At 61.2% G+C, this 18041-nt stretch carries 25 protein-coding genes; 16 read left to right on the top strand and 9 right to left on the bottom strand.

Annotation, left to right across the window (positions count from 1 at the left end; translation table 11 throughout):
- Nucleotides 1-3: 3 nt before the first annotated feature.
- From fmt to AC2FLZ_RS01855, 3 genes are read left to right on the top strand one after another with little or no spacing between them, the layout of a single operon-like run.
- Entirely contained in the window at nucleotides 4-912 is a 909-nt protein-coding gene (fmt, locus tag AC2FLZ_RS01865; RefSeq protein ID WP_496808216.1) for a methionyl-tRNA formyltransferase, read from the top strand.
- 10 nt (nucleotides 913-922) lie between these two features.
- Nucleotides 923-1159, top strand: a complete 237-nt coding sequence (locus AC2FLZ_RS01860; protein ID WP_267364066.1) for a hypothetical protein — start codon at nucleotides 923-925, stop codon at nucleotides 1157-1159.
- 1 nt (nucleotide 1160) lies between these two features.
- Nucleotides 1161-1397, top strand: a complete 237-nt coding sequence (locus tag AC2FLZ_RS01855) for a GlsB/YeaQ/YmgE family stress response membrane protein (protein WP_480473887.1) — start codon at nucleotides 1161-1163, stop codon at nucleotides 1395-1397.
- 61 nt (nucleotides 1398-1458) lie between these two features.
- Here the strand turns inward: AC2FLZ_RS01855 and AC2FLZ_RS01850 are convergent, their stop codons facing one another.
- The 7 genes from AC2FLZ_RS01850 to AC2FLZ_RS01820 all read right to left on the bottom strand — a co-directional run bounded on the left by AC2FLZ_RS01850 (nucleotide 1459) and on the right by AC2FLZ_RS01820 (nucleotide 5954).
- The gene (locus tag AC2FLZ_RS01850; protein WP_480519463.1) at nucleotides 1459-2061 is read right to left on the bottom strand and encodes a COG3904 family protein; all 603 of its coding nucleotides are present in this window, start codon (nucleotides 2059-2061) and stop codon (nucleotides 1459-1461) included.
- A 64-nt stretch (nucleotides 2062-2125) separates the two neighbouring features.
- Nucleotides 2126-2749, bottom strand: coding sequence for a trimeric intracellular cation channel family protein (locus AC2FLZ_RS01845; protein WP_267364069.1), 624 nt, complete (start codon nucleotides 2747-2749; stop codon nucleotides 2126-2128).
- The gene (gene rnhA, locus AC2FLZ_RS01840; RefSeq protein WP_480519465.1) at nucleotides 2746-3213 is read right to left on the bottom strand and encodes a ribonuclease HI; all 468 of its coding nucleotides are present in this window, start codon (nucleotides 3211-3213) and stop codon (nucleotides 2746-2748) included. The genes AC2FLZ_RS01845 and rnhA overlap by 4 nt, the downstream gene beginning before the upstream one ends.
- On the bottom strand, nucleotides 3206-3793 hold the full coding sequence (locus AC2FLZ_RS01835; RefSeq protein WP_496881652.1) for a class I SAM-dependent methyltransferase: 588 nt from the start codon (nucleotides 3791-3793) through the stop codon (nucleotides 3206-3208). The genes rnhA and AC2FLZ_RS01835 overlap by 8 nt, the downstream gene beginning before the upstream one ends.
- Nucleotides 3790-4242, bottom strand: a complete 453-nt coding sequence (locus AC2FLZ_RS01830) for a DUF3429 domain-containing protein (RefSeq protein ID WP_480774152.1) — start codon at nucleotides 4240-4242, stop codon at nucleotides 3790-3792. Before AC2FLZ_RS01830 ends, AC2FLZ_RS01835 begins: the two co-directional genes overlap by 4 nt.
- Nucleotides 4239-5189: a 4-hydroxy-3-methylbut-2-enyl diphosphate reductase gene (ispH, locus tag AC2FLZ_RS01825; RefSeq protein WP_496881651.1), complete on the bottom strand. Its 951-nt coding sequence runs from the start codon at nucleotides 5187-5189 to the stop codon at nucleotides 4239-4241. The genes AC2FLZ_RS01830 and ispH overlap by 4 nt, the downstream gene beginning before the upstream one ends.
- A 189-nt stretch (nucleotides 5190-5378) precedes the next feature.
- The gene (locus AC2FLZ_RS01820; protein ID WP_267364074.1) at nucleotides 5379-5954 is read right to left on the bottom strand and encodes a LabA-like NYN domain-containing protein; all 576 of its coding nucleotides are present in this window, start codon (nucleotides 5952-5954) and stop codon (nucleotides 5379-5381) included.
- 149 nt (nucleotides 5955-6103) lie between these two features.
- Here AC2FLZ_RS01820 and folK point away from each other — a divergent pair, with 149 nt between their 5' ends.
- The 6 genes from folK to AC2FLZ_RS01790 all read left to right on the top strand — a co-directional run bounded on the left by folK (nucleotide 6104) and on the right by AC2FLZ_RS01790 (nucleotide 11358).
- Nucleotides 6104-6673 (top strand): 2-amino-4-hydroxy-6-hydroxymethyldihydropteridine diphosphokinase, encoded by a 570-nt coding sequence (folK, locus tag AC2FLZ_RS01815; RefSeq protein ID WP_480519471.1) that lies wholly within the window; start codon nucleotides 6104-6106, stop codon nucleotides 6671-6673.
- A gap of 94 nt (nucleotides 6674-6767) precedes the next feature.
- On the top strand, nucleotides 6768-7121 hold the full coding sequence (rpoZ, locus tag AC2FLZ_RS01810) for a DNA-directed RNA polymerase subunit omega (protein WP_209506215.1): 354 nt from the start codon (nucleotides 6768-6770) through the stop codon (nucleotides 7119-7121).
- Between the two features lie 26 nt (nucleotides 7122-7147).
- The gene (locus tag AC2FLZ_RS01805) at nucleotides 7148-9280 is read left to right on the top strand and encodes a RelA/SpoT family protein (RefSeq protein ID WP_480473878.1); all 2133 of its coding nucleotides are present in this window, start codon (nucleotides 7148-7150) and stop codon (nucleotides 9278-9280) included.
- Nucleotides 9281-9296: 16 nt separating this feature from the next.
- Nucleotides 9297-9989 (top strand): DUF2062 domain-containing protein, encoded by a 693-nt coding sequence (locus AC2FLZ_RS01800; protein ID WP_480494639.1) that lies wholly within the window; start codon nucleotides 9297-9299, stop codon nucleotides 9987-9989.
- Nucleotides 9989-10735: a pyridoxine 5'-phosphate synthase gene (locus AC2FLZ_RS01795; RefSeq protein ID WP_480483761.1), complete on the top strand. Its 747-nt coding sequence runs from the start codon at nucleotides 9989-9991 to the stop codon at nucleotides 10733-10735. Before AC2FLZ_RS01800 ends, AC2FLZ_RS01795 begins: the two co-directional genes overlap by 1 nt.
- On the top strand, nucleotides 10732-11358 hold the full coding sequence (locus tag AC2FLZ_RS01790) for a LysE family translocator (protein ID WP_480519473.1): 627 nt from the start codon (nucleotides 10732-10734) through the stop codon (nucleotides 11356-11358). Before AC2FLZ_RS01795 ends, AC2FLZ_RS01790 begins: the two co-directional genes overlap by 4 nt.
- Nucleotides 11359-11396: 38 nt before the next feature.
- On the opposite strand, the gene AC2FLZ_RS01785 is transcribed toward AC2FLZ_RS01790, so the two are convergent.
- Nucleotides 11397-12245 (bottom strand): CE1 family esterase, encoded by an 849-nt coding sequence (locus tag AC2FLZ_RS01785; RefSeq protein WP_496881650.1) that lies wholly within the window; start codon nucleotides 12243-12245, stop codon nucleotides 11397-11399.
- Between the two features lie 126 nt (nucleotides 12246-12371).
- Between AC2FLZ_RS01785 and acpS the strand changes: the two genes are divergently transcribed.
- The 4 genes from acpS (at nucleotide 12372) to AC2FLZ_RS01765 (ending at nucleotide 14998) form a co-directional block, all read left to right on the top strand.
- Nucleotides 12372-12791: a holo-ACP synthase gene (gene acpS, locus AC2FLZ_RS01780; protein ID WP_209506227.1), complete on the top strand. Its 420-nt coding sequence runs from the start codon at nucleotides 12372-12374 to the stop codon at nucleotides 12789-12791.
- 62 nt (nucleotides 12792-12853) lie between these two features.
- Nucleotides 12854-13693, top strand: a complete 840-nt coding sequence (lepB, locus tag AC2FLZ_RS01775) for a signal peptidase I (RefSeq protein ID WP_480473873.1) — start codon at nucleotides 12854-12856, stop codon at nucleotides 13691-13693.
- Nucleotides 13690-14367, top strand: coding sequence for a ribonuclease III (rnc, locus tag AC2FLZ_RS01770; RefSeq protein WP_496881649.1), 678 nt, complete (start codon nucleotides 13690-13692; stop codon nucleotides 14365-14367). Before lepB ends, rnc begins: the two co-directional genes overlap by 4 nt.
- A gap of 154 nt (nucleotides 14368-14521) precedes the next feature.
- On the top strand, nucleotides 14522-14998 hold the full coding sequence (locus tag AC2FLZ_RS01765; RefSeq protein ID WP_480623497.1) for a hypothetical protein: 477 nt from the start codon (nucleotides 14522-14524) through the stop codon (nucleotides 14996-14998).
- A gap of 51 nt (nucleotides 14999-15049) precedes the next feature.
- Here the strand turns inward: AC2FLZ_RS01765 and AC2FLZ_RS01760 are convergent, their stop codons facing one another.
- Nucleotides 15050-16432, bottom strand: a complete 1383-nt coding sequence (locus tag AC2FLZ_RS01760; protein ID WP_496881648.1) for a multicopper oxidase family protein — start codon at nucleotides 16430-16432, stop codon at nucleotides 15050-15052.
- Here AC2FLZ_RS01760 and AC2FLZ_RS01755 point away from each other — a divergent pair.
- From AC2FLZ_RS01755 to AC2FLZ_RS01745, 3 genes are read left to right on the top strand one after another with little or no spacing between them, the layout of a single operon-like run.
- Nucleotides 16431-16559, top strand: a complete 129-nt coding sequence (locus tag AC2FLZ_RS01755) for a hypothetical protein (RefSeq protein ID WP_480494628.1) — start codon at nucleotides 16431-16433, stop codon at nucleotides 16557-16559. The genes AC2FLZ_RS01760 and AC2FLZ_RS01755 overlap by 2 nt on opposite strands.
- A gap of 33 nt (nucleotides 16560-16592) precedes the next feature.
- On the top strand, nucleotides 16593-17501 hold the full coding sequence (gene era / locus AC2FLZ_RS01750) for a GTPase Era (protein ID WP_209506233.1): 909 nt from the start codon (nucleotides 16593-16595) through the stop codon (nucleotides 17499-17501).
- The gene (locus AC2FLZ_RS01745; RefSeq protein WP_209598772.1) at nucleotides 17498-17827 is read left to right on the top strand and encodes a DUF1491 family protein; all 330 of its coding nucleotides are present in this window, start codon (nucleotides 17498-17500) and stop codon (nucleotides 17825-17827) included. Before era ends, AC2FLZ_RS01745 begins: the two co-directional genes overlap by 4 nt.
- The last annotated feature ends 214 nt before the right edge of the window (nucleotides 17828-18041 follow it).

Below are 18041 nucleotides of genomic sequence, written 5' to 3'. Positions count from 1 at the left end.
ACGATGCGCATCATCTTCATGGGAACCCCCGATTTTTCGGTCCCGGTGCTGGACGCACTCGTCAGGGCCGGGCACGACATCGCCGCCGTCTACTGCCAGCCCCCGCGCCCCGCCGGACGTGGCAAGAAAGACCGCCCGACACCGGTTCACGCCCGGGCCGAGGCGCTGGGCCTGCCCGTCCGCCACCCAACCTCTCTGAAATCTGCTGACGAACAGACCGCGTTTGCCGCGCTGAACGCCGATATCGCCGTCGTCGTCGCTTATGGCCTGATCCTGCCGCAACCCATTCTGGACGCGCCGCGACACGGCTGCCTGAACATCCACGCCAGCCTGCTGCCGCGCTGGCGCGGTGCCGCCCCGATCCACCGGGCGATCATGTCCGGCGATGCCGAAACCGGGATCTGCATCATGCAGATGGAGGCCGGTCTGGACACCGGCCCGGTCCTGCTGCGACAGGCAACCGCGATTGAGGTTGAAGAAACCACCGCGCATCTGCATGACCGGCTCTCGGCCATGGGGGCCGCGCTGATCGTCGAGGCTCTGGCCAAGCTGCCGGATCTCACACCGGAACCGCAGCCCGAGGATGGCGTGACCTATGCCGCCAAGATCGACAAGTCCGAGGCCCGCATCGACTGGACGCGCCCGGCGGTTGAGGTCGACAGGCAAATTCGCGGGCTGTCACCCTTTCCCGGCGCGTGGACCGAAATGAATGGCGAACGCATCAAGCTGCTGGCATCGCGGCTGGCAGACGGGCAGGGCGCAGCGGGTGAGGTTCTGAACGACGACCTGCACGTGGCCTGCGGTCGGGGCGCGGTCGAACTGCTGCGCTTGCAACGGGCGGGTAAAGGCGCGCAGGATAGGGAAACCTTCCTGCGGGGCTGGCCCATTCCCACCGGCACCCGCCTGACCTAGGAGAAGCCCGATGTTCATGGTGATGATGGGGACCGTCGTGATTGCCGGGATCGTCGGATATCTGTCCGAACAGACCGGGTTCACCCATAACGGCTATCTTCAGTCGATCATCATCTGCGTGGGCGGGGCGTTCCTGTTCTACTTCATCCGCATCATGTTCGGTATCAGCTTTGGCCCTCCGGGTTTGGATGCGGTGATCTCGTCTATCGGCGCGCTGATCATCGTGCCGACCCATTGGCGAAAATGACATGCCCGTCGTCGCCCTGATCATCATCGGCGCTGCCGCGGGGTTCCTCGCCACCCGCCTGATGCGGATCGAGGCGGACATTCCAACCACCATGCTGATCGGTGTTTTCGGGGCCCTGATCGGAGGGTTCGTTCTGCGGTTTCTGATAACCGTCATGGGCTGGATGTCGGGCTTTGTGGGCGCGGTTCTGGGCGCATTGCTGGTGATCTGGATCTGGCAGACCTACCTGCGCCGCTAGCATATTCCTTGGCCGCGCATTCCGTCCTGGAAACCTTCACTCGACAAGATAGTGCAGCAGATCAGCGCTCGTCGCACTCCAGCGCTGAACCAAGCGCCGGGGCGGCTTTCGTCGTCATATCGAACCGGTTCGCCTCGGCGGCGGTCATCCAGTGGATGCTGTCGGCTGGGGCCGCATACAGCGTGTACCAGTAAAACGCCTCATCCACACCAATGTCCCTGAAATAATCCAGATAGCGGTCATGTTCCGGGTCATCTTTGGGCAACTCCGTGGCCACCAGCCCCGATCCGGCCCAGCTGTGAACACCGACACAGGCCCCCGGTTGCAAAACGCGGCGATGTCCGGCCAGAAACAGATCTGTGCCGCCGCTGGCAACCAGACCGTCCGATGGCACAACGGTATCGAACCCGGCCTTGCGCACCTCTCGGCTGAAGATGACATTGGCGTCGTCATCCACCGACCCCTCGATATATTGCAGCACCAGCGTGCGCGCTTTGGGGTTTTCGGCGGTGACGTCTTCGAAAGCGGACAGCGTTGTTTCGTCAATCGTGCCCGAGGCGATGATCCGGTCACCCTCAGCAACAAAGCGGACGGGTGCATAATATGCGCCGCATGAGGCCAGCAAAGCCAGTGAGACCGCAATCGATGTAAGTCTGAACGGCATTTGGCCTCCGGGCTGCGCGTTCCAAACAGCTATCAGCCCGCCCCGGTCGCGTCCACCGACAGGTTCAGTTTCGGGGCGGGCGGCTTTTGTAGACGGGCAACTGCCATCCAAACACCAGCGACCCGGCCCGCAAGGCCCAGCACACAAGGGCGCACAGACCCAGCACAAAGGCGGGCTCCAGCCCCAGCCTGACCGCAAGTACCGCCGTCAACGCCCCAACAAATGCGCACGAGACGTAAAGTTCGCCCTGTTTCAGCACCAGCGGCACCTCGTTGCAGACCACGTCGCGCATCAGCCCGCCCAGACACCCGGTCGTCACTCCCATCAGCACGACGATGATACCGGGCTGATCCAGTGACAACGCGGCTCCGGTTCCGGCCGCAACGGCGACTGACAGCGCGAAACTGTCCAGCCAGACCAGCCAGTTATAGCGGCTTTCCACCAGATGCGCGGTAAAGAACACAAACACCGCCGCCGCGACGGCGATCAGGATGTAATCTGGCTGGCCGACCCAGAAGATCGGGTGCCGGTCCAGCAACAGGTCGCGTACCGTGCCGCCGCCAACTGCGGTCAAGCAGGCCATGAAGGCAAAACCCACCAGATCCAGCTGCGCCCGGCTGGCCACCAGCGCCCCGGTCAGCGCAAAGATCAGAACCGAGGCATAATCCAGCAGCGTCAGCGCGCTCACGCCTGCGCCTTTTTCGGCTTGAAGGGCGCCATGCCTGCGCGGGCCAGTTCATCGGCCTTTTCGTTTTCGGGATGGCCCGCATGGCCCTTGACCCATTCCCATGTCACATCATGTCGTTCCTGCGCCTCGTCCAGACGCTGCCACAGATCGACATTCTTGACCGGCTTCTTGTTCGAGGTTTTCCAGCCATTCCGCTTCCAGCCGAATATCCAGCCGGTGACGCCGTTCTTCACATAGGCGCTGTCGGTGACAATGGTGATCTTCGACGGGCGCTCCAGCGTCTCAAGCGCGCTGATGGCAGCCAGCAACTCCATCCGGTTGTTGGTCGTCTCGGCCTCGCCCCCGTTCAGTTCCCGCTCTTTCAGAACCCTGTCCCCGTTCTTCGCGCGCAGCAGCACGCCCCAGCCTCCGGGGCCGGGATTGCCGGAACAGGCGCCATCTGTATAGGCAAACAACTCAGGCATGGGCGAACACCAGAATAAACCCGTCGTACGACCCGGCCAGACCCTTGCCCATTCCTTCGACCGCGCGGTCAACCGTGAACCCGGCCTGGGTCAGCGCCTCTCGGATTTCGGCTTCCGAGTAATAGGTGTAATAGCGGTCCAGATCGTCACGATGCTCGCCCGTGCCCAGCTTCATGCCCAGAAACAGCTGGCCTCCGGGCTTCAGGGCCGTGTGGATCGCTTTAAGGTGACGCGGAAAATCCGCACGCGGCGCGTGCAGCAGGGAAAAACTGGCGTAGACGCCATCATATTCGGCGGTTTCAGTAACGTCGTCGAACGTGCCCAGATGCGCGTCCACCCCGTTCCGGCGGGCATGTTCGACAAAGGCGGGGGTGGCATCCAGCGCCCGCACCTTCAGCCCCTGACGCATCAGGAAACCGCTGTCCGATCCGGGTCCTGACCCCAGATCCAGCACATAACCGCCCGCACCGACCGCATCGGCAAATTCCTGACGGGTCTTGAGCTGTTCGGCTGGTAAAGGAATGGCCAGATATTCGTTTACTCTGGTCGTATAGGCATCAATTGTGCGTTTGTCGCTCACAGGTACACTCCGACGGCTAGGCTGGCCAGAACGACCGCGGTCAGCAGGATACGCAGCTGCATCCACCAGACCGGCGTCAGCCGCCAGTATGAAAACAGGGCGTCCAGCAGCAGCAAGCCAGTGAACCCGTAGATCAGATTGGTGCCCGCAGTGACCGGCCCGCCGCCCGTCATGGCAAAGGCCCACAGCGCAGGCAGGACCGACAGCCCATAACACAGCGCCGCCTTGCTGCCCGAGGTCTTGGTGGCAAACCCCCACAGAACACCGGACATAAAGCTCAGGATGACCGAGCCATAGAACAGCTGCACATAAGGCCCGACAAAGCGCGGGCCAAATGTATGCGTGCCCCAGTCGTTCAGATCGCCGTTCAGATATGTCAGCGCGCCCCAGACAAACGGGACCAGTCCCGCCAACCCAAGATAAAGCGGCGCCTTCGGCACGCCGGTCACGCCGGTTGCCTCAACACGCGCGGTACTTTGAACTCGACGTTTTCGGTTGCGGTCTCGACCGGCTCGACAGTGACATCGTAATGGTCGCGGAAGGCGTCGATCACCTCGTTCACCAGCAATTCCGGGGCCGATGCGCCTGCGGTCACCGCAACGCTTTCGATGCCCTGCAAAGCGCGCCAGTCGATCTCGGTCGCACGCTGGACCAGCTGCGCGTATTTGCACCCCTCGCGTGAGGCAACCTCGACCAGACGGCGGGAGTTTGACGAGTTCGGAGCTCCCACAACCAGCAGCGCATCGGCCATGGGGGCCACGGCCTTCACGGCCTCCTGCCGGTTGGTGGTGGCATAACAGATGTCTTCCTTATGCGGCCCGACAATGGCCGGGAACCGGTCCTGAAGGGCTGCGATGATGTCCTTGGTATCATCCACTGACAGGGTGGTCTGGGTGACAAAGGCCAGCTTGTCGGGGTCGCGCACCTGCACGGTGGCCACATCCTCGACCGTTTCGACCAGCAGCACATCACCCTTTGGCAACTGTCCCATCGTGCCAACGGTTTCGGGATGGCCCTTGTGGCCGATCATGATCATCTGCAATCCCGCATCCGCATGGCGCTGCGCCTCGACATGAACCTTCGACACCAGGGGACAGGTGGCATCCACATAGATCATCTCACGTTGCGCGGCTTCGGCGGGTACCGATTTCGGAACACCATGGGCGGAAAAGATCACCGGGCGGTCATCGGGGCATTCATGCAGTTCTTCGACAAACACAGCCCCTTTGGCCCGCAACCCGTCGACCACGAATTTGTTATGCACGATCTCGTGGCGCACATAGACCGGCGGCCCCCATTTCTGCAGGGCCATTTCAACGATCTTGATGGCGCGGTCCACACCGGCGCAGAACCCGCGCGGGGCGGCCAGGTAAAGTGTCAGTGGCGGCTTGGTCATTCGGCTGTCTCCTTAGGGCACAGGTAAGTCTTTTCCCGGCCTTGGTCCAGACAGGACATTGTCATTCATCTGACACGAATCGTTGTTAGTCAGAGGATGTTTAAGCACCAATCCTTAGTTAAAGAAGCGCGGCCAGGACCCCGGTCCTGACCGCGCGAATTTTTCCCATCAACAGGCAGTGGTGCCGGATCAGCTGCCGCCTGCAACCGCGACGCTGCGATGCTCTGTCGGCATTTCACGCGGCGGGCGACCGATCACGTCACGCAGATCTTCCAGCTCGATGAAGTTGTCGGCCTGACGGCGCAGCTCGTCCGAAATCATCGGCGGCTGGCTGCGGATCGTTGACACGACCGACACGCGAACGCCCTGACGTTGCAGGCTGGCGATCAGCGGGCGGAAATCCCCGTCACCCGAGAACAGCACGATATGATCCACACGCGGTGCCAGTTCCATGGCATCGACAGTCAGCTCGATATCCATGTTTCCTTTGACTTTCCGACGCCCCATGCTGTCGGTGTATTCCTTGGCCGGTTTTGTGACCATGGTGAAGCCGTTGTAATGCAGCCAGTCAACCAATGGGCGGATCGGTGAATACTCGTCGTTTTCAAGCAGCGCTGTATAGTAGAAAGCCCGAAGCAACTTGCCACGGCGCATGAATTCCTGCCGCAGAAGTTTGTAGTCTATGTCGAAACCGAGTGCTTTTGCCGCGGCATAAAGATTCGAGCCGTCGATGAACAGCGCTAGCCGTTCGTCCTTATAAAACATAAATAGGTCCTTCCGGTATAATCCAGATTGCGCCGCGTTACGTGAGTGAGTGGGTGTGTGAGTTATAATATGGCGCACTCTGGTGGGCTTATAATTAGAACTTTTGTCGGTTATCGCAAGTATGCAATGTGTCGAATATAGGGTAGCATATGTACAATTCTTTGCCAAATGCGGTTGTGGCATTGGGCGCAAATCTCGATCTGAGAGGAAATGGGCCCGCTGTAACGCTACAGCGCGCAATTGACGCACTTTCGCAACAGGGCGTAGTGATTCGCTCTGTCAGCCGGTTTTTTGCGACACCCTGCTTCCCCGCTGGCGCTGGTCCGGACTACGTGAATGCGGCTGTGCTGATCGAAACCGACAAATCCCCGGCCCAGCTTTTGCGCGTACTGCACGAGGTTGAACACCAGTTCGGTCGTGAACGGGTGCAGCGCTGGGGAATGCGGACGCTGGATCTGGATCTTGTGTGCTATGGCGATCAGATTCTGCCCGACCGCGCCCTGTTCGACCGCTGGCTGACTCTGCCGCCCGAGGCACAGCGGCAAGAAGCACCGGAACAGTTGATCCTGCCGCATCCGCGCCTTCAGGACCGCGCTTTTGTGCTTGTGCCGATGGCGGATATTGTGCCCGACTGGCGCCACCCTGTGCTTGATCGCACGGTTTCCCAGATGGTCGCCGACCTGCCCCCATCCGAGGTTGCAGCGGTTACGCCACTGTGATCCCTGCAAATGCAGCATTTCCTGCTTGTCAAGGCGCGGAATCGCGCTTAGATAAACCTCTTCCTGACATGGACTCAGAAACGGAGAGCGCCCAATGGCCCGCGTGACGGTTGAAGATTGCGTAGACAAGGTTCCAAACCGGTTCGAACTGGTGATGCTGGCCGCCCATCGGGCGCGCGAGATTTCTGCCGGTGCCGCGATTACCGTTGACCGCGACAACGACAAGAACCCTGTCGTGTCCTTGCGCGAAATCGCCGACGAGACCCAAGGTGCGGACGCCCTGCGCGAACGCCTGATCGAGGCCAACCAGACCCAGATCGAGGTTGATGAGCCGGAAGAAGATCAGATGGCGCTGCTGATGGGTGCCGAGTCGGACAAGCCTGCGATGGACGACATGTCCGAAGAAAAGCTCCTGCGCGCTCTGATGGAGGCTCAAGGGCAGGGGTAAGCTCCAAAGACGAAGGTGCGGGCCGGATGATTTCTGCTGACGATCTGATTGCGCTGGTCCGCAACTACAATCCCAAGACGAATGCTGAACGTCTCGCGCTGGCCTATGAGTTTGGCCAGCAGATGCACGCAGGGCAATTCCGCCACTCTGGCGAACCCTACTTTACCCACCCTGTTGCCGTTGCCGCCATCCTGACCGAACAGCGTCTGGATGATGCGACGATCATTACGGCTTTGCTGCATGACACGATCGAAGACACCAAGGCCAATTACGGCAAGGTGTCCGACCTGTTCGGGGATGAGGTCGCCAAACTGGTCGATGGCGTCACCAAGCTGACCAACCTGCAACTGTCCAGCCGCGAAACCAAACAGGCCGAGAATTTCCGCAAGCTGTTCATGGCCATGTCCAAGGACCTGCGGGTCATTCTGGTCAAGCTGGCCGACCGTCTGCACAACATGCGCACCATCAAGGCGATGCGGCCCGAAAAGCAGGTTCAGAAAGCGCGCGAGACGATGGATATCTACGCGCCGCTTGCGGGCCGCATGGGGATGCAATGGATGCGCGAGGAGCTCGAAGACCTCGCGTTCCGCGTCCTGAATCCCGAAGGCCGCCAGTCGATCATCCGTCGCTTTATCACGCTGCAACGCGAAACCGGCGATGTGATCCACCGCATCACCGGCGACATGCGCCACGAGCTGGAAAAGGCAGGCATTGAGGCCGAAGTCTTTGGCCGCGCCAAGAAACCCTATTCGATCTGGCGCAAGATGCAGGAAAAGGATCAGGGCTTCTCGCGCCTCTCGGACATCTACGGGTTCCGCATCATCACGCAGACGGAAGAAGACTGCTATCGCACGCTTGGGGCCATCCATCAGCGCTGGCGCGCGGTGCCGGGGCGGTTCAAGGACTATATCAGCCAGCCGAAATCGAACGGCTACCGTTCAATCCATACCACGGTTTCAGGGCGCGACGGCAAACGGGTCGAGGTTCAGATCCGCACCCGCCAGATGCACGATGTGGCCGAAACCGGCGTTGCGGCGCACTGGTCCTACCGGGACGGGGTGCGCACGGAAAACCCCTTTGCCGTCGACCCGGCGAAGTGGATATCCAACCTGACCGAGCAATTCGACAACGAGGATGATCACGAAGATTTCCTCGAAGCCGTCAAGCTCGAGATGTATTCGGACCAGGTCTTCTGCTTCACCCCCAAGGGCGACGTGGTGAAACTGCCGCGGGGCGCGACCCCGATCGATTTCGCCTATGCCATCCACACCCGGATCGGCCATGCCTGTGTGGGGGCCAAGGTCGATGGCATTCGCGTGCCGCTCTGGACGCGGATGAAGAACGGCCAGTCCGTGGATATCATCACCGCTGACGGGCAGACACCGCAGGTCACGTGGCTTGAGATCGCCGTCACCGGCAAGGCCCGTACCGCCATCCGCCGCGCCCTGCGCGAGGTGGATCGCGAACGGTTCATCAAGCTGGGCAAGGAACTGGCGCGCTCGGGCTTTGACCATGTGGGTCGCAAGGCCACCGACAAGGCGCTTGATACCGCCGCCAAGCACCTGCGCCTGAAAGACCGGCATGAATTGCTGGCCCGTCTGGGCAGTGCCGAACTGACCGCTCATGAGGTGGTTCAGGCCGTTTATCCAGAACTGGCTCAGGATGACGGCGATGCCATCCCGCTGCGGCGCGCGGTGATCGGTCTTGAGCCCGGCCAGAAATTCGACCGCGCGCCCTGCTGCCAGCCGCTGCCGGGCGAACGGATCGTCGGCATCACCTACCGGGGCAAGGGTGTTGTGGTGCACGCCATCGACTGCGACAAGCTCAGCCAATATGAAAGCGAACCGGAACGCTGGGTCGATCTGCATTGGCATTCTGGCACGCACCCGGCCGTCTATGGGGCGACACTGGATCTGACCATCGGCAACGATGCCGGGGTTCTGGGGCGCATTTGCACATTGATCGGCGAGAAAAAGGCCAATATCTCAAACTTGGAATTTGTGGACCGCAAACCGGATTTTTACCGCCTGCTGATCAATGTCGAACTGCGCGACCTTGAACAGTTGCATTCGCTGATGCTGATGCTTGAGGCTGAAAGCGACGTTGCAGCGGTCGAGCGTTATCGGGACCGGACCAAAACCGCGACCGCGGCTGGCTGAGAAGGGGTGATCACGGGTGGTATTCAAGCGCCGAGACCGACGCTCTCCTGTTCAGGTCGCTTCGGAACTCGTCTATCCGCGTGGCGGATGGACCCGCGCCTTCCACTATGTCAAACACCGTGTCCGCCGCCTGCCGGATTCCCCTGACCGGATTGCCCGTGGCATCGGGGCGGGCGTTTTCGCATCCTTCACGCCGTTTTATGGGCTGCACTTTCTGGTCGCCGCAATTGGTGCGCGGCTGATCAAGGGTAATATTCTGGCCGCGCTCAGCGGTACGTTCTTCGGCAATCCCCTGACCTATGTCCCGATTGGGGTGATCTGCCTGCAAACCGGGCATTTCCTGCTGGGCACCGAATATGAAGAAGGCGACACGCAGGGGCTGATGGGCAAATTTGCCGACGCCATCGGTGACCTCAAGGACAATCTTCTTGCCCTGTTCACGGACCGCGTGGCCGACTGGCACGGGCTGGGGCAGTTCTATCACGACGTTTTCTATCCTTACATGATTGGCGGCATCATTCCCGGCATCGTGGCGGGCATCATCTGCTACTACCTCAGCCTGCCGCTGATCCTGACCTACCAGCTGCGCCGCCGCGCCAAGATCAAGGCAAAGTTTGAAGAAATCAAACGCCGGGCCGAAGAAACACCTGCCGGTCCCGCGCCAAGATCGCTAAGGTCGGGGCGAAAATCTGCAAAAGGAACCAAATGATGTCCGAAAGCCGTCTGCGTCTGGGTGTGAATATCGATCATGTCGCCACCGTGCGCAACGCGCGCGGCGGGGCCTATCCTGACCCGCTGCGCGCCGCCAAGCTGGCAGAGGAGGCCGGCGCCGACGGCATCACCGCGCATCTGCGCGAAGACCGCCGCCATATCTCGGACGCCGATATCGACGGGCTGATGGAGGTTCTGTCGGTGCCTCTGAACTTTGAAATGGCCGCCACCGAAGAGATGCAGAAAATCGCCCTGCGCCACAAACCGCACGCCGTCTGTATCGTTCCCGAAAAGCGCGAGGAACGCACCACCGAAGGCGGGCTCGAAGTCGCGCGCGAGGAAAACAAGCTGGCCCATTTCATCGCCCCCCTGCGCGAGGCCGGGTGCCGCGTGTCGATCTTCATCGCCGCGGATCAGCGTCAGATCGAGGCCGCGCACCGCATCGGTGCCGAGGTGATCGAACTGCACACCGGTGCCTATTGCGACGCCCATGCCGAAGGACGTATGGACGCCGCCGCGCGCGAGCTTGAATCGCTGCGCCAGATGTCCACCTTTGCCCATTCGCTGGGGCTCGAGGTCCATGCAGGCCATGGCCTTACCTATGACTCCGTAAAGCCGGTTGCCGCTTTCCCCGAGGTCATGGAATTGAACATCGGGCATTTCCTGATTGGTGAGGCGATCTTCCTGGGTCTCACCCCCGCCATTCGGGAGATGCGCCGCCTGATGGACGAGGCGCGCGCGTGATCACCTCCGGCTTTATCGCCATCTGGTTCGCCTGGCTCATGGCCGGGGGATCTCCGGGCCCGGCCACGATGGGCATTGCCGGAACCGCCATGACCGAAGGCCGCACCGCCGGGCTGGCCTTTGCCCTTGGCATCTGCGCTGGATCGGCCGCCTGGGGCATTGCCGCGGCGCTGGGCTTGTCGGCGGTCATGCTGGCTAATGTCTGGCTGTTCGAGGTGATCCGCTATGTCGGCGTGGCCTATCTGGGCTGGCTGGCGCTGAAGGCCCTGAAACGCGCGATGACCTCGGATGATGAGGTCGCCCTGGGTAAACCGGTCACCGGCACGCTGCCCACGGTTTTTGCCAAAGGCGCGGCGATCCACCTGACCAACCCCAAGGCAATCCTCAGCTGGGGGTCGATCTATGCCATCGTCGCGCCAAGCGATGCCAACCTGCCGATGCTGCTGGGCTATTTCGCCATGCTGTACGCAGGATCGCTGCTGATCTTCATCGGCTATGCGTTTTTGTTCTCATCCGCCCGCATGGTCCGCACCTACCGCCGCGCCCGCCGCTGGTTCGATTTCGCCTTTGCCGGGTTTTTTGGCCTGGCGAGTTACAAGATTTTGACGGTGCGGTTGTCGTAAAGCAGGCAAGTTGATTTCGGCAAATGCCGGTGGAGGCGCTAGGGCGCGCTCGAGATTTCCAGAAACCATTCCGCAACAGCATTTGCCCAACCGGGTTGCCTGCCGTGACCATGTGGCCCCAGCGACAGGGTGACAGAGCCGTTCTGACACTCGGTCCACTTCTTTCGCCAGGTTGCACCTTCTGTTGAAACGCTGTTCGCCATCTGCCCGCATCCATTGGTTCTGGTCAGAATTTCAATGGATTTCAAAACGCTACCCTGTTCGAAATCATAGTCCCCAAAGGTCACAAAACGCCCCTCCAGCGGGACGGTCCGGTCTGCAAATCCGTGCGAATGATGCATGTGAACCGGTCCGCTGCACCGTCGCCACATCGGCTCCCAAAAGGCCCCTGATGCCGAGGCATAGGCAAAGGCAAAGGAATGATCCGTGCAGGCCTTGTCCCAAACCAGTGATCCGCCGCGTGAATACCCCGCCAGCAAAATGCGATCGGCGTTCAGGTCGAAACGGGCAATGGCGTCTTCCTTGATCTGCTCCAGCGCGGCCAGATCATCCCGCGGCCAGCGATAGCCATCATGCACCCCCCAATCCAGCGCCTTGGGATTGCCAATGTCGACCTGACCGTTCGGCGCGATAAAGGCGATGTCGCGGTCGGTAAAAGCCGCCGCGAGGCCGGAAAGATTTACGGCTGAATTCGCCGTTGCCCCATAGCCATGCAGATAGATAACAGCTGGCGGCTCGGGCGCTGCATCCGGCAGAACCACCCGATAGGACACCTCTCCAACCTGACAGGGGGTATCCTCGGTTCCGCAATCCTGTGCAAAAGCGGGGAAAACGGTGCTTGCGACAATGCCAGCCACCGCGATTGCCATGAACGGAATTTTCGACATTGCGTCCCCCGCACCAACGAAAAAATTGAACATTCCGGTAAAGTATATCACGGAATACGGCAACCAACCGCTTGCGTGTGGTCATCAATTGCCGTTGATTGGCCCGACCAGAGAAATGAGAGCCATATGATCCTCGGCATCGGTACAGACCTTGCAAACATCGACCGCATTCAGGGTACGCTCGACCGGTTCGGCGACCGGTTCCGCAACCGTGTCTTTACTGACACCGAACAGCGCAAGGCCGAACGCCGCGCGGATACCGCAGGCACTTATGCCAAACGCTGGGCCGCGAAAGAGGCATGTTCCAAGGCGCTCGGCACCGGCCTGCGCATGGGCATTTCGTGGAAAGACATGGCCGTCACCAACCTGCGCACCGGGCAGCCGGTGATGCATGTCACCGGCTGGGCCGCCGAACGCCTGAACGAACTGACCCCCGCAGGTCACGAGGCGATCATCCACGTCACCTTGACCGATGACCACCCCTGGGCACAGGCCTTTGTCGTGATCGAGGCGCGTCCCCTGCAAGATCACGTCACACAGCCTTGACTTGACCCCATCCCCCCCGCATGTAGCAGCGAAGCCAAGCACAGAGAACTGGAGAGAGCAGTATGGCCGAGGAAGCCAAAACCGGAAGCGGCGTCTGGGAAACGATCAAGACCATCGTCTATGCCCTGCTGATCGCGGGCGTGTTCCGGACCCTCTTCTTTCAACCGTTCTGGATTCCGTCCGGTTCGATGAAGCAGACGCTGCTGATCGGCGATTTCCTCTTCGTCAACAAGATGGCCTACGGCTATTCCTACGCCTCATGTCCCAGCCTGATCATCCCCAGTGTCGGCCTGAATATCGACGCCGAAGATCTCTGTGGCTGGATGCAGGGCGACGACGGAAGCCGCATCTGGGGCGGCGATCCCGTGCGCGGCGACGTCATTGTCTTCCGCCACCCGGTCAGCGGACGTGACTATATCAAGCGCCTGATCGGCCTGCCGGGCGACCGCATTCAGGTCCGCGAAGGGCAGATCATCCTCAACGGCACACCGGTTCCGCAGCAGCCTGACGGCATATTCACCGAAATCGCCGAACCACAGGGCCCGCAACGACTGCGCCCACGCTGTGAAAACGGCCCCGTCGGTGTTGGCGGCGCCTGTGAAAAGTCGCGCCTGATCGAAACCCTGCCCAACGGCGTCACCTATGACGTGCTGAATATCGGCAATCAGGGCTCGGACAATACCGGCATCTATACCGTGCCCGAGGGCCATTATTTCTTCATGGGCGACAACCGCGACAACTCGGCTGACAGCCGCCTGCCGCAATCCGCTGGCGGGGTTGGCTATGTGCCCTACGAAAACCTGATCGGTCGCGCCGACCGGATCATGTTCTCGTCTGCCGGGCGGTCCATGCTGTTCTTCTGGACCTGGCGTGGGGATCGCTTCTTCAAGGCGGTCAATTGAAGCTCTCAGCCGAGATAAAGGCTTTCCAGCAGCGTTTGGGGTATGAATTTGCCAACCCCGAGCTGCTGGTGCGTGCGCTGACCCACGGCTCGGTCTCATCGTCGACCCGGCCCGACAATCAGCGGCTTGAATTTCTGGGCGACCGGGTGCTGGGTCTTGTCATGGCCACCGCGCTGCTTGAGGCCGACAAGAAAGCCTCCGAAGGCCAGCTTGCGCCCCGGTTCAACGCTCTGGTCCGCAAAGAGGCCTGCGCAGATGTCGCCCGCCAGATCGATCTGGGCGCGGTGCTGAAACTGGGCCGGTCCGAGATGCTCTCGGGTGGGCGCCGCAAACAGGCGCTGCTGGGCGACGCGATGGAGGCGGTGATTGCCGCCATCTACCGCGACGCCGGGTTCGAAGCTGCCCGCGATGTTATTCTCGCCCTCTGGGGCGACCGTATCTACAAGGTCGAGGCCGACGCCCGCGACGCCAAAACCGCGCTTCAGGAATGGGCGCAGGCGCGCGGCCAGAAACCACCCAGCTATGTCGAGGTCAAACGCAGCGGCCCCGACCACGCCCCCGTCTTCACAATCGCCGCCCGCCTTCAGGACGGAACCGAGGCACAAGCCACCGCAGGCTCCAAGCGCCAGGCCGAACAGGCGGCCGCCAAGGCGTTGCTGGATCGGGTCCGCTGATCGGTGCTGCCGCCCGGCCTGTCACAAGTTTCAATCAAACTTGAAGACTATAGCCGCCACGACCCGAGATATGTATCTGGGTGTTAACTGCTTTGGCATCAGTCTGACTGCGACAGGTCAAAGCACTTGGGAAACAACGGATAAAGGCAATCCAATGCAACGTGCAAAACTCTCGCTCGTCAATATCGGCTTTCTGTTCATTGCCGGGTTTGTGGCAACCATGGCCTTCGATTTCTGGGGGCAGGTCGTCAGCCCAGGCATCGGCTGGGCCAACCTGTCACCCGAAGGTCTGGCGCAGAGTTTGCTGTCCAGTCTGGGCCTTCCCAGCAACGCTTTTCTGGGCTTCTTCGTGCATTTCTACATTGTCGGCCTGATTGCCTATCCTTTGGGCTGGTTCCTTATTTTCCAGCCAATCTGGGTCAAGGTTCTGGGCCCGGTCCACATGTTTGTTGCCTCGGCAATCTATGGTTTCGGTCTGTGGGTATTTGCTATCGGAGGTGTCACGACCTTTGCCGGTCTGCCGCCGTTCCTGAACTTTGTCGGCATCACATGGGTCGCGCTGATCGGACATGTTTTGTACGGCATCGTGTTTGTGGCCGTGCTGAACCCCATCCTGCGACGTCACCCGTGATCTGATCCGTTCAACCCGCCGGTCCGGTGTCGGGCCGACGGGTTTCATCGTTCAAACCACCCGGATGAACCCGGTCAGCCCGGTTTTCTGATGTTCGATCACATGGCAATGAAACGCCCAGTCGCCGGGGTTGTCCGCCACCAGCGCTATATCCGCCACCTCATCCTTCAACAGCAGCATCGTGTCCGTCATCAGTGGTGGCAGGATGCGCAGGTTGGATCGCAGCGGCACGAAGGCCAGCCCGTGCAGGTGGATCGGATGCAGGTTGGGCGACTCGTTGCGCAACCGCAGGACATAGCTTTTGCCCTGTTCCAATACCGCCAGCGGCCCGGTGCCCTGCGCCGCATCACCCGGCCAGGGTTTGCGGTTGATCGACCAGAAACTGTACCCCAGCGTGCCGCAGAACCCGTCATTCGGGGCACTGCCCTCCGGCGTCCAGCCAAAGACGAACTCATGCAATTCCGCACGATCCGGATCGGGGCGCGCAACGGGATTTGCACGCAGCGGGCGCAGCTCTCGCAGATCGCGCGCCGCTGATGTGCCAGTAGCCTGCATGCGCGCCATGGCGCGGTGCGGTTGGCCGGGAAACTTGGCCATCAGGTCCGCCGTCTGCCCTTCGCCCTCGGGCATCCGGACGGCAAAATCCACCCGCTGACCGGGGCCCAGCAACAGCGGTTCATCCGCCGTTGGCACCGGCAGGTCGATCTCGACCGGATGCCCGTCCCACGCGATGATCCGGGTCTCGGCCCCCTCGGGATGCAGCTTGTAGATGCGGGTCGTGTCCGTGTTGACCACCCGCAGCCGCACCAGACTGCCCGCCGCGTGTTCATAAACTGCCGCGCTCTGCCAGTTGGCGGTCTGCACTGTACCAAACGTGCCCGCCCGCGCCGCACCCCGCGCCGTATAGGCAGGCAGGAACGCGTCATCCTCGTCCAGACGGAAATCCCGCAGATTGATCACCTGTTCGCTGTCGAACCCCGGCTCGTCCGGCTCGGCAATCACCATCACGCCGGTCAGCCCGCGCGCCATCTGCTCCATCGTCATGCAATGGGGGTGGTACCAGTAGGTCCCCGCATCCGGTGGCGTGAACTCATAGGTAAAACGCTCACCCTCGCCGATGGGCATCTGGGTCAGGTAAGGCACCCCGTCCATCTCGTTGCGAATGCGCAGCCCGTGCCAGTGCATCGAGGTATAATCCGGCAAGGTGTTGCGCACACTCAGCCGCATAGGCTCGCCCTGTCGCCCATACAGAACCGGCGGCGGCGCATCGGGCGAGAGGCTGACCATCCCCGCGGTAAGCTGTTCTCGCAGCCGGTAACTGGCGGGTTGCAGCACCAGTTCCTGTGCTGCATCACCTGCCGCCAGCGACCATCCGCCCAACCCAAACGCACCTGCGGCGGCGCCGCTTCCAAGAAGAAACTCGCGACGTTTCATGACAACCTCATTGAAAGGATTTGCGGCCGGGCTGGAACTGGCTGGGCACCTGCGCCTGTCCTGCCACCGCAAACGCAGGGCCGCAATGCGACAAATCCCTCTGGCCCGCCGCCCCTTTCTGCTATAGGGGGGCGCAGTTGCAGACAGGATTGCCAGACACATGACCACACGCGCCGGATTTATCGCCCTGATCGGAGAGCCCAACGCAGGCAAATCCACCCTCCTGAACCGCATGGTCGGGGCAAAGGTCTCGATCGTGACCCATAAGGTGCAGACCACACGCGCCCGTATCCGGGGCGTTGCGATGGAAGGCGATGCGCAACTGGTCTTTGTGGACACGCCGGGTCTGTTCAAACCGCGTCGCCGTCTGGACCGTGCCATGGTCGCTGCCGCCTGGGGCGGGGCCGCCGATGCCGATATCGTCGTGCTGATGGTCGAGGCGCATCGCGGCATCACCGAAGGGGTTGAACGCATCCTCGAAGGGCTGGCCGAGATCGGGCAGGGCCGCACCATCGCGCTGGCGATCAACAAGATCGACAAGGTGCCGTCCGAGAAACTGCTGGCGCTGACCAGCGACCTGAACGCGCGCTACCCCTTTGCCGAAACTTTCATGATCTCGGCCGAAAAAGGCCACGGCGTCGACGACCTGCGCAAATGGCTGGCGGGCGAATTGCCCGAAGGCCCGTGGCTTTACCCCGAAGATCAGATCGCCGATCTGCCCCTGCGCATGATCGCGGCTGAGATGACGCGCGAGAAGCTGACCCTGCGCCTGCATCAGGAACTGCCCTATCAGCTGACGGTCGAGACCGAGACCTGGGAAGAACGCAAGGACGGCTCGGCCAGAATCGATCAGGTCATCTATGTCATGCGCGACGGCCACAAGGGCATCGTTCTGGGCAAGAAGGGCGAGACGATCAAGGCCGTCAGTCAGGCCGCGCGGGCGGAACTGGAAGAGTTCCTCGACCGCAAGATCCACCTGTTCCTGCAAGTGAAAGTCCGGCCCAACTGGCTTGAGGAATCCGAGCGCTATTCGGAAATGGGTCTGGATTTCAAAGACGGCAACGCATGACCCGCCTGACCGCTGATTTCTGGGTTCACGCCTATCTGGCGCGGCTCAGGTTTCAGGAAATCCCCGCCTTTGTTGTGGCCCATGGCGATGACACCGCGGGCGCGGTTTTGGTCAAGCTCAATACGCTCGATGGGCAGGCCACCGCCTTTCAGCGCAGCTTTGATCTGATGAGCGGCGAACGCACATGGGTCGAACTTTCCTCCGGCCCCGAGGGCGACGTGGATCACGCCATCCAGCGCCAGCGCAGCTTTGACCCCGACCTCTGGGTGATCGAGGTCGAAGACCGGCAAGGTCGGCACCTGCTGGGCGAAGAGGGGCTGGAGTAGCGGGCCGGGTGAATGTCGGCTTTGAGCCTATTTTGTTGAAAAACTCGGGCTTGATCGGTTGGTAAGTTGCTGATTCAATTCTTCCTAAAGGGAGGGATCAGCCATGATGGGACCGAGACAGGAAGCGCAAGCGTCGCTGTTTTACGAGTTCTCGCTGGAGGATCATGTCCCGCAAGACCACCTTTTGCGCTCGATTGACCGGTTCGTCGATCTG

Source organism: Ruegeria sp. YKSF131, from assembly GCF_059612645.1.
The sequence above is the reverse complement of the archived record's forward strand: the minus strand, read 5'-3'. Positions and strand labels throughout refer to the sequence as shown.

Excerpts from the sequence above, each read along its gene's own strand:
- fmt (WP_496808216.1), top strand. The coding sequence starts at position 4 with ATGCGCATCATCTTCATGGGAACCCCCGATTTTTCGGTCCCGGTGCTG.
- AC2FLZ_RS01860 (WP_267364066.1), top strand. The coding sequence starts at position 923 with ATGTTCATGGTGATGATGGGGACCGTCGTGATTGCCGGGATCGTCGGA.
- AC2FLZ_RS01855 (WP_480473887.1), top strand. The coding sequence starts at position 1,161 with ATGCCCGTCGTCGCCCTGATCATCATCGGCGCTGCCGCGGGGTTCCTC.
- AC2FLZ_RS01850 (WP_480519463.1), bottom strand. The coding sequence starts at position 2,061 with ATGCCGTTCAGACTTACATCGATTGCGGTCTCACTGGCTTTGCTGGCC.
- rnhA (WP_480519465.1), bottom strand. The coding sequence starts at position 3,213 with ATGCCTGAGTTGTTTGCCTATACAGATGGCGCCTGTTCCGGCAATCCC.
- ispH (WP_496881651.1), bottom strand. The coding sequence starts at position 5,189 with ATGACCAAGCCGCCACTGACACTTTACCTGGCCGCCCCGCGCGGGTTC.
- AC2FLZ_RS01820 (WP_267364074.1), bottom strand. The coding sequence starts at position 5,954 with ATGTTTTATAAGGACGAACGGCTAGCGCTGTTCATCGACGGCTCGAAT.
- folK (WP_480519471.1), top strand. The coding sequence starts at position 6,104 with ATGTACAATTCTTTGCCAAATGCGGTTGTGGCATTGGGCGCAAATCTC.
- rpoZ (WP_209506215.1), top strand. The coding sequence starts at position 6,768 with ATGGCCCGCGTGACGGTTGAAGATTGCGTAGACAAGGTTCCAAACCGG.
- AC2FLZ_RS01805 (WP_480473878.1), top strand. The coding sequence starts at position 7,148 with ATGATTTCTGCTGACGATCTGATTGCGCTGGTCCGCAACTACAATCCC.
- AC2FLZ_RS01795 (WP_480483761.1), top strand. The coding sequence starts at position 9,989 with ATGTCCGAAAGCCGTCTGCGTCTGGGTGTGAATATCGATCATGTCGCC.
- AC2FLZ_RS01785 (WP_496881650.1), bottom strand. The coding sequence starts at position 12,245 with ATGTCGAAAATTCCGTTCATGGCAATCGCGGTGGCTGGCATTGTCGCA.
- acpS (WP_209506227.1), top strand. The coding sequence starts at position 12,372 with ATGATCCTCGGCATCGGTACAGACCTTGCAAACATCGACCGCATTCAG.
- lepB (WP_480473873.1), top strand. The coding sequence starts at position 12,854 with ATGGCCGAGGAAGCCAAAACCGGAAGCGGCGTCTGGGAAACGATCAAG.
- AC2FLZ_RS01765 (WP_480623497.1), top strand. The coding sequence starts at position 14,522 with ATGCAACGTGCAAAACTCTCGCTCGTCAATATCGGCTTTCTGTTCATT.
- AC2FLZ_RS01755 (WP_480494628.1), top strand. The coding sequence starts at position 16,431 with ATGACAACCTCATTGAAAGGATTTGCGGCCGGGCTGGAACTGGCTGGG.
- AC2FLZ_RS01760 (WP_496881648.1), bottom strand. The coding sequence starts at position 16,432 with ATGAAACGTCGCGAGTTTCTTCTTGGAAGCGGCGCCGCCGCAGGTGCG.
- era (WP_209506233.1), top strand. The coding sequence starts at position 16,593 with ATGACCACACGCGCCGGATTTATCGCCCTGATCGGAGAGCCCAACGCA.
- AC2FLZ_RS01745 (WP_209598772.1), top strand. The coding sequence starts at position 17,498 with ATGACCCGCCTGACCGCTGATTTCTGGGTTCACGCCTATCTGGCGCGG.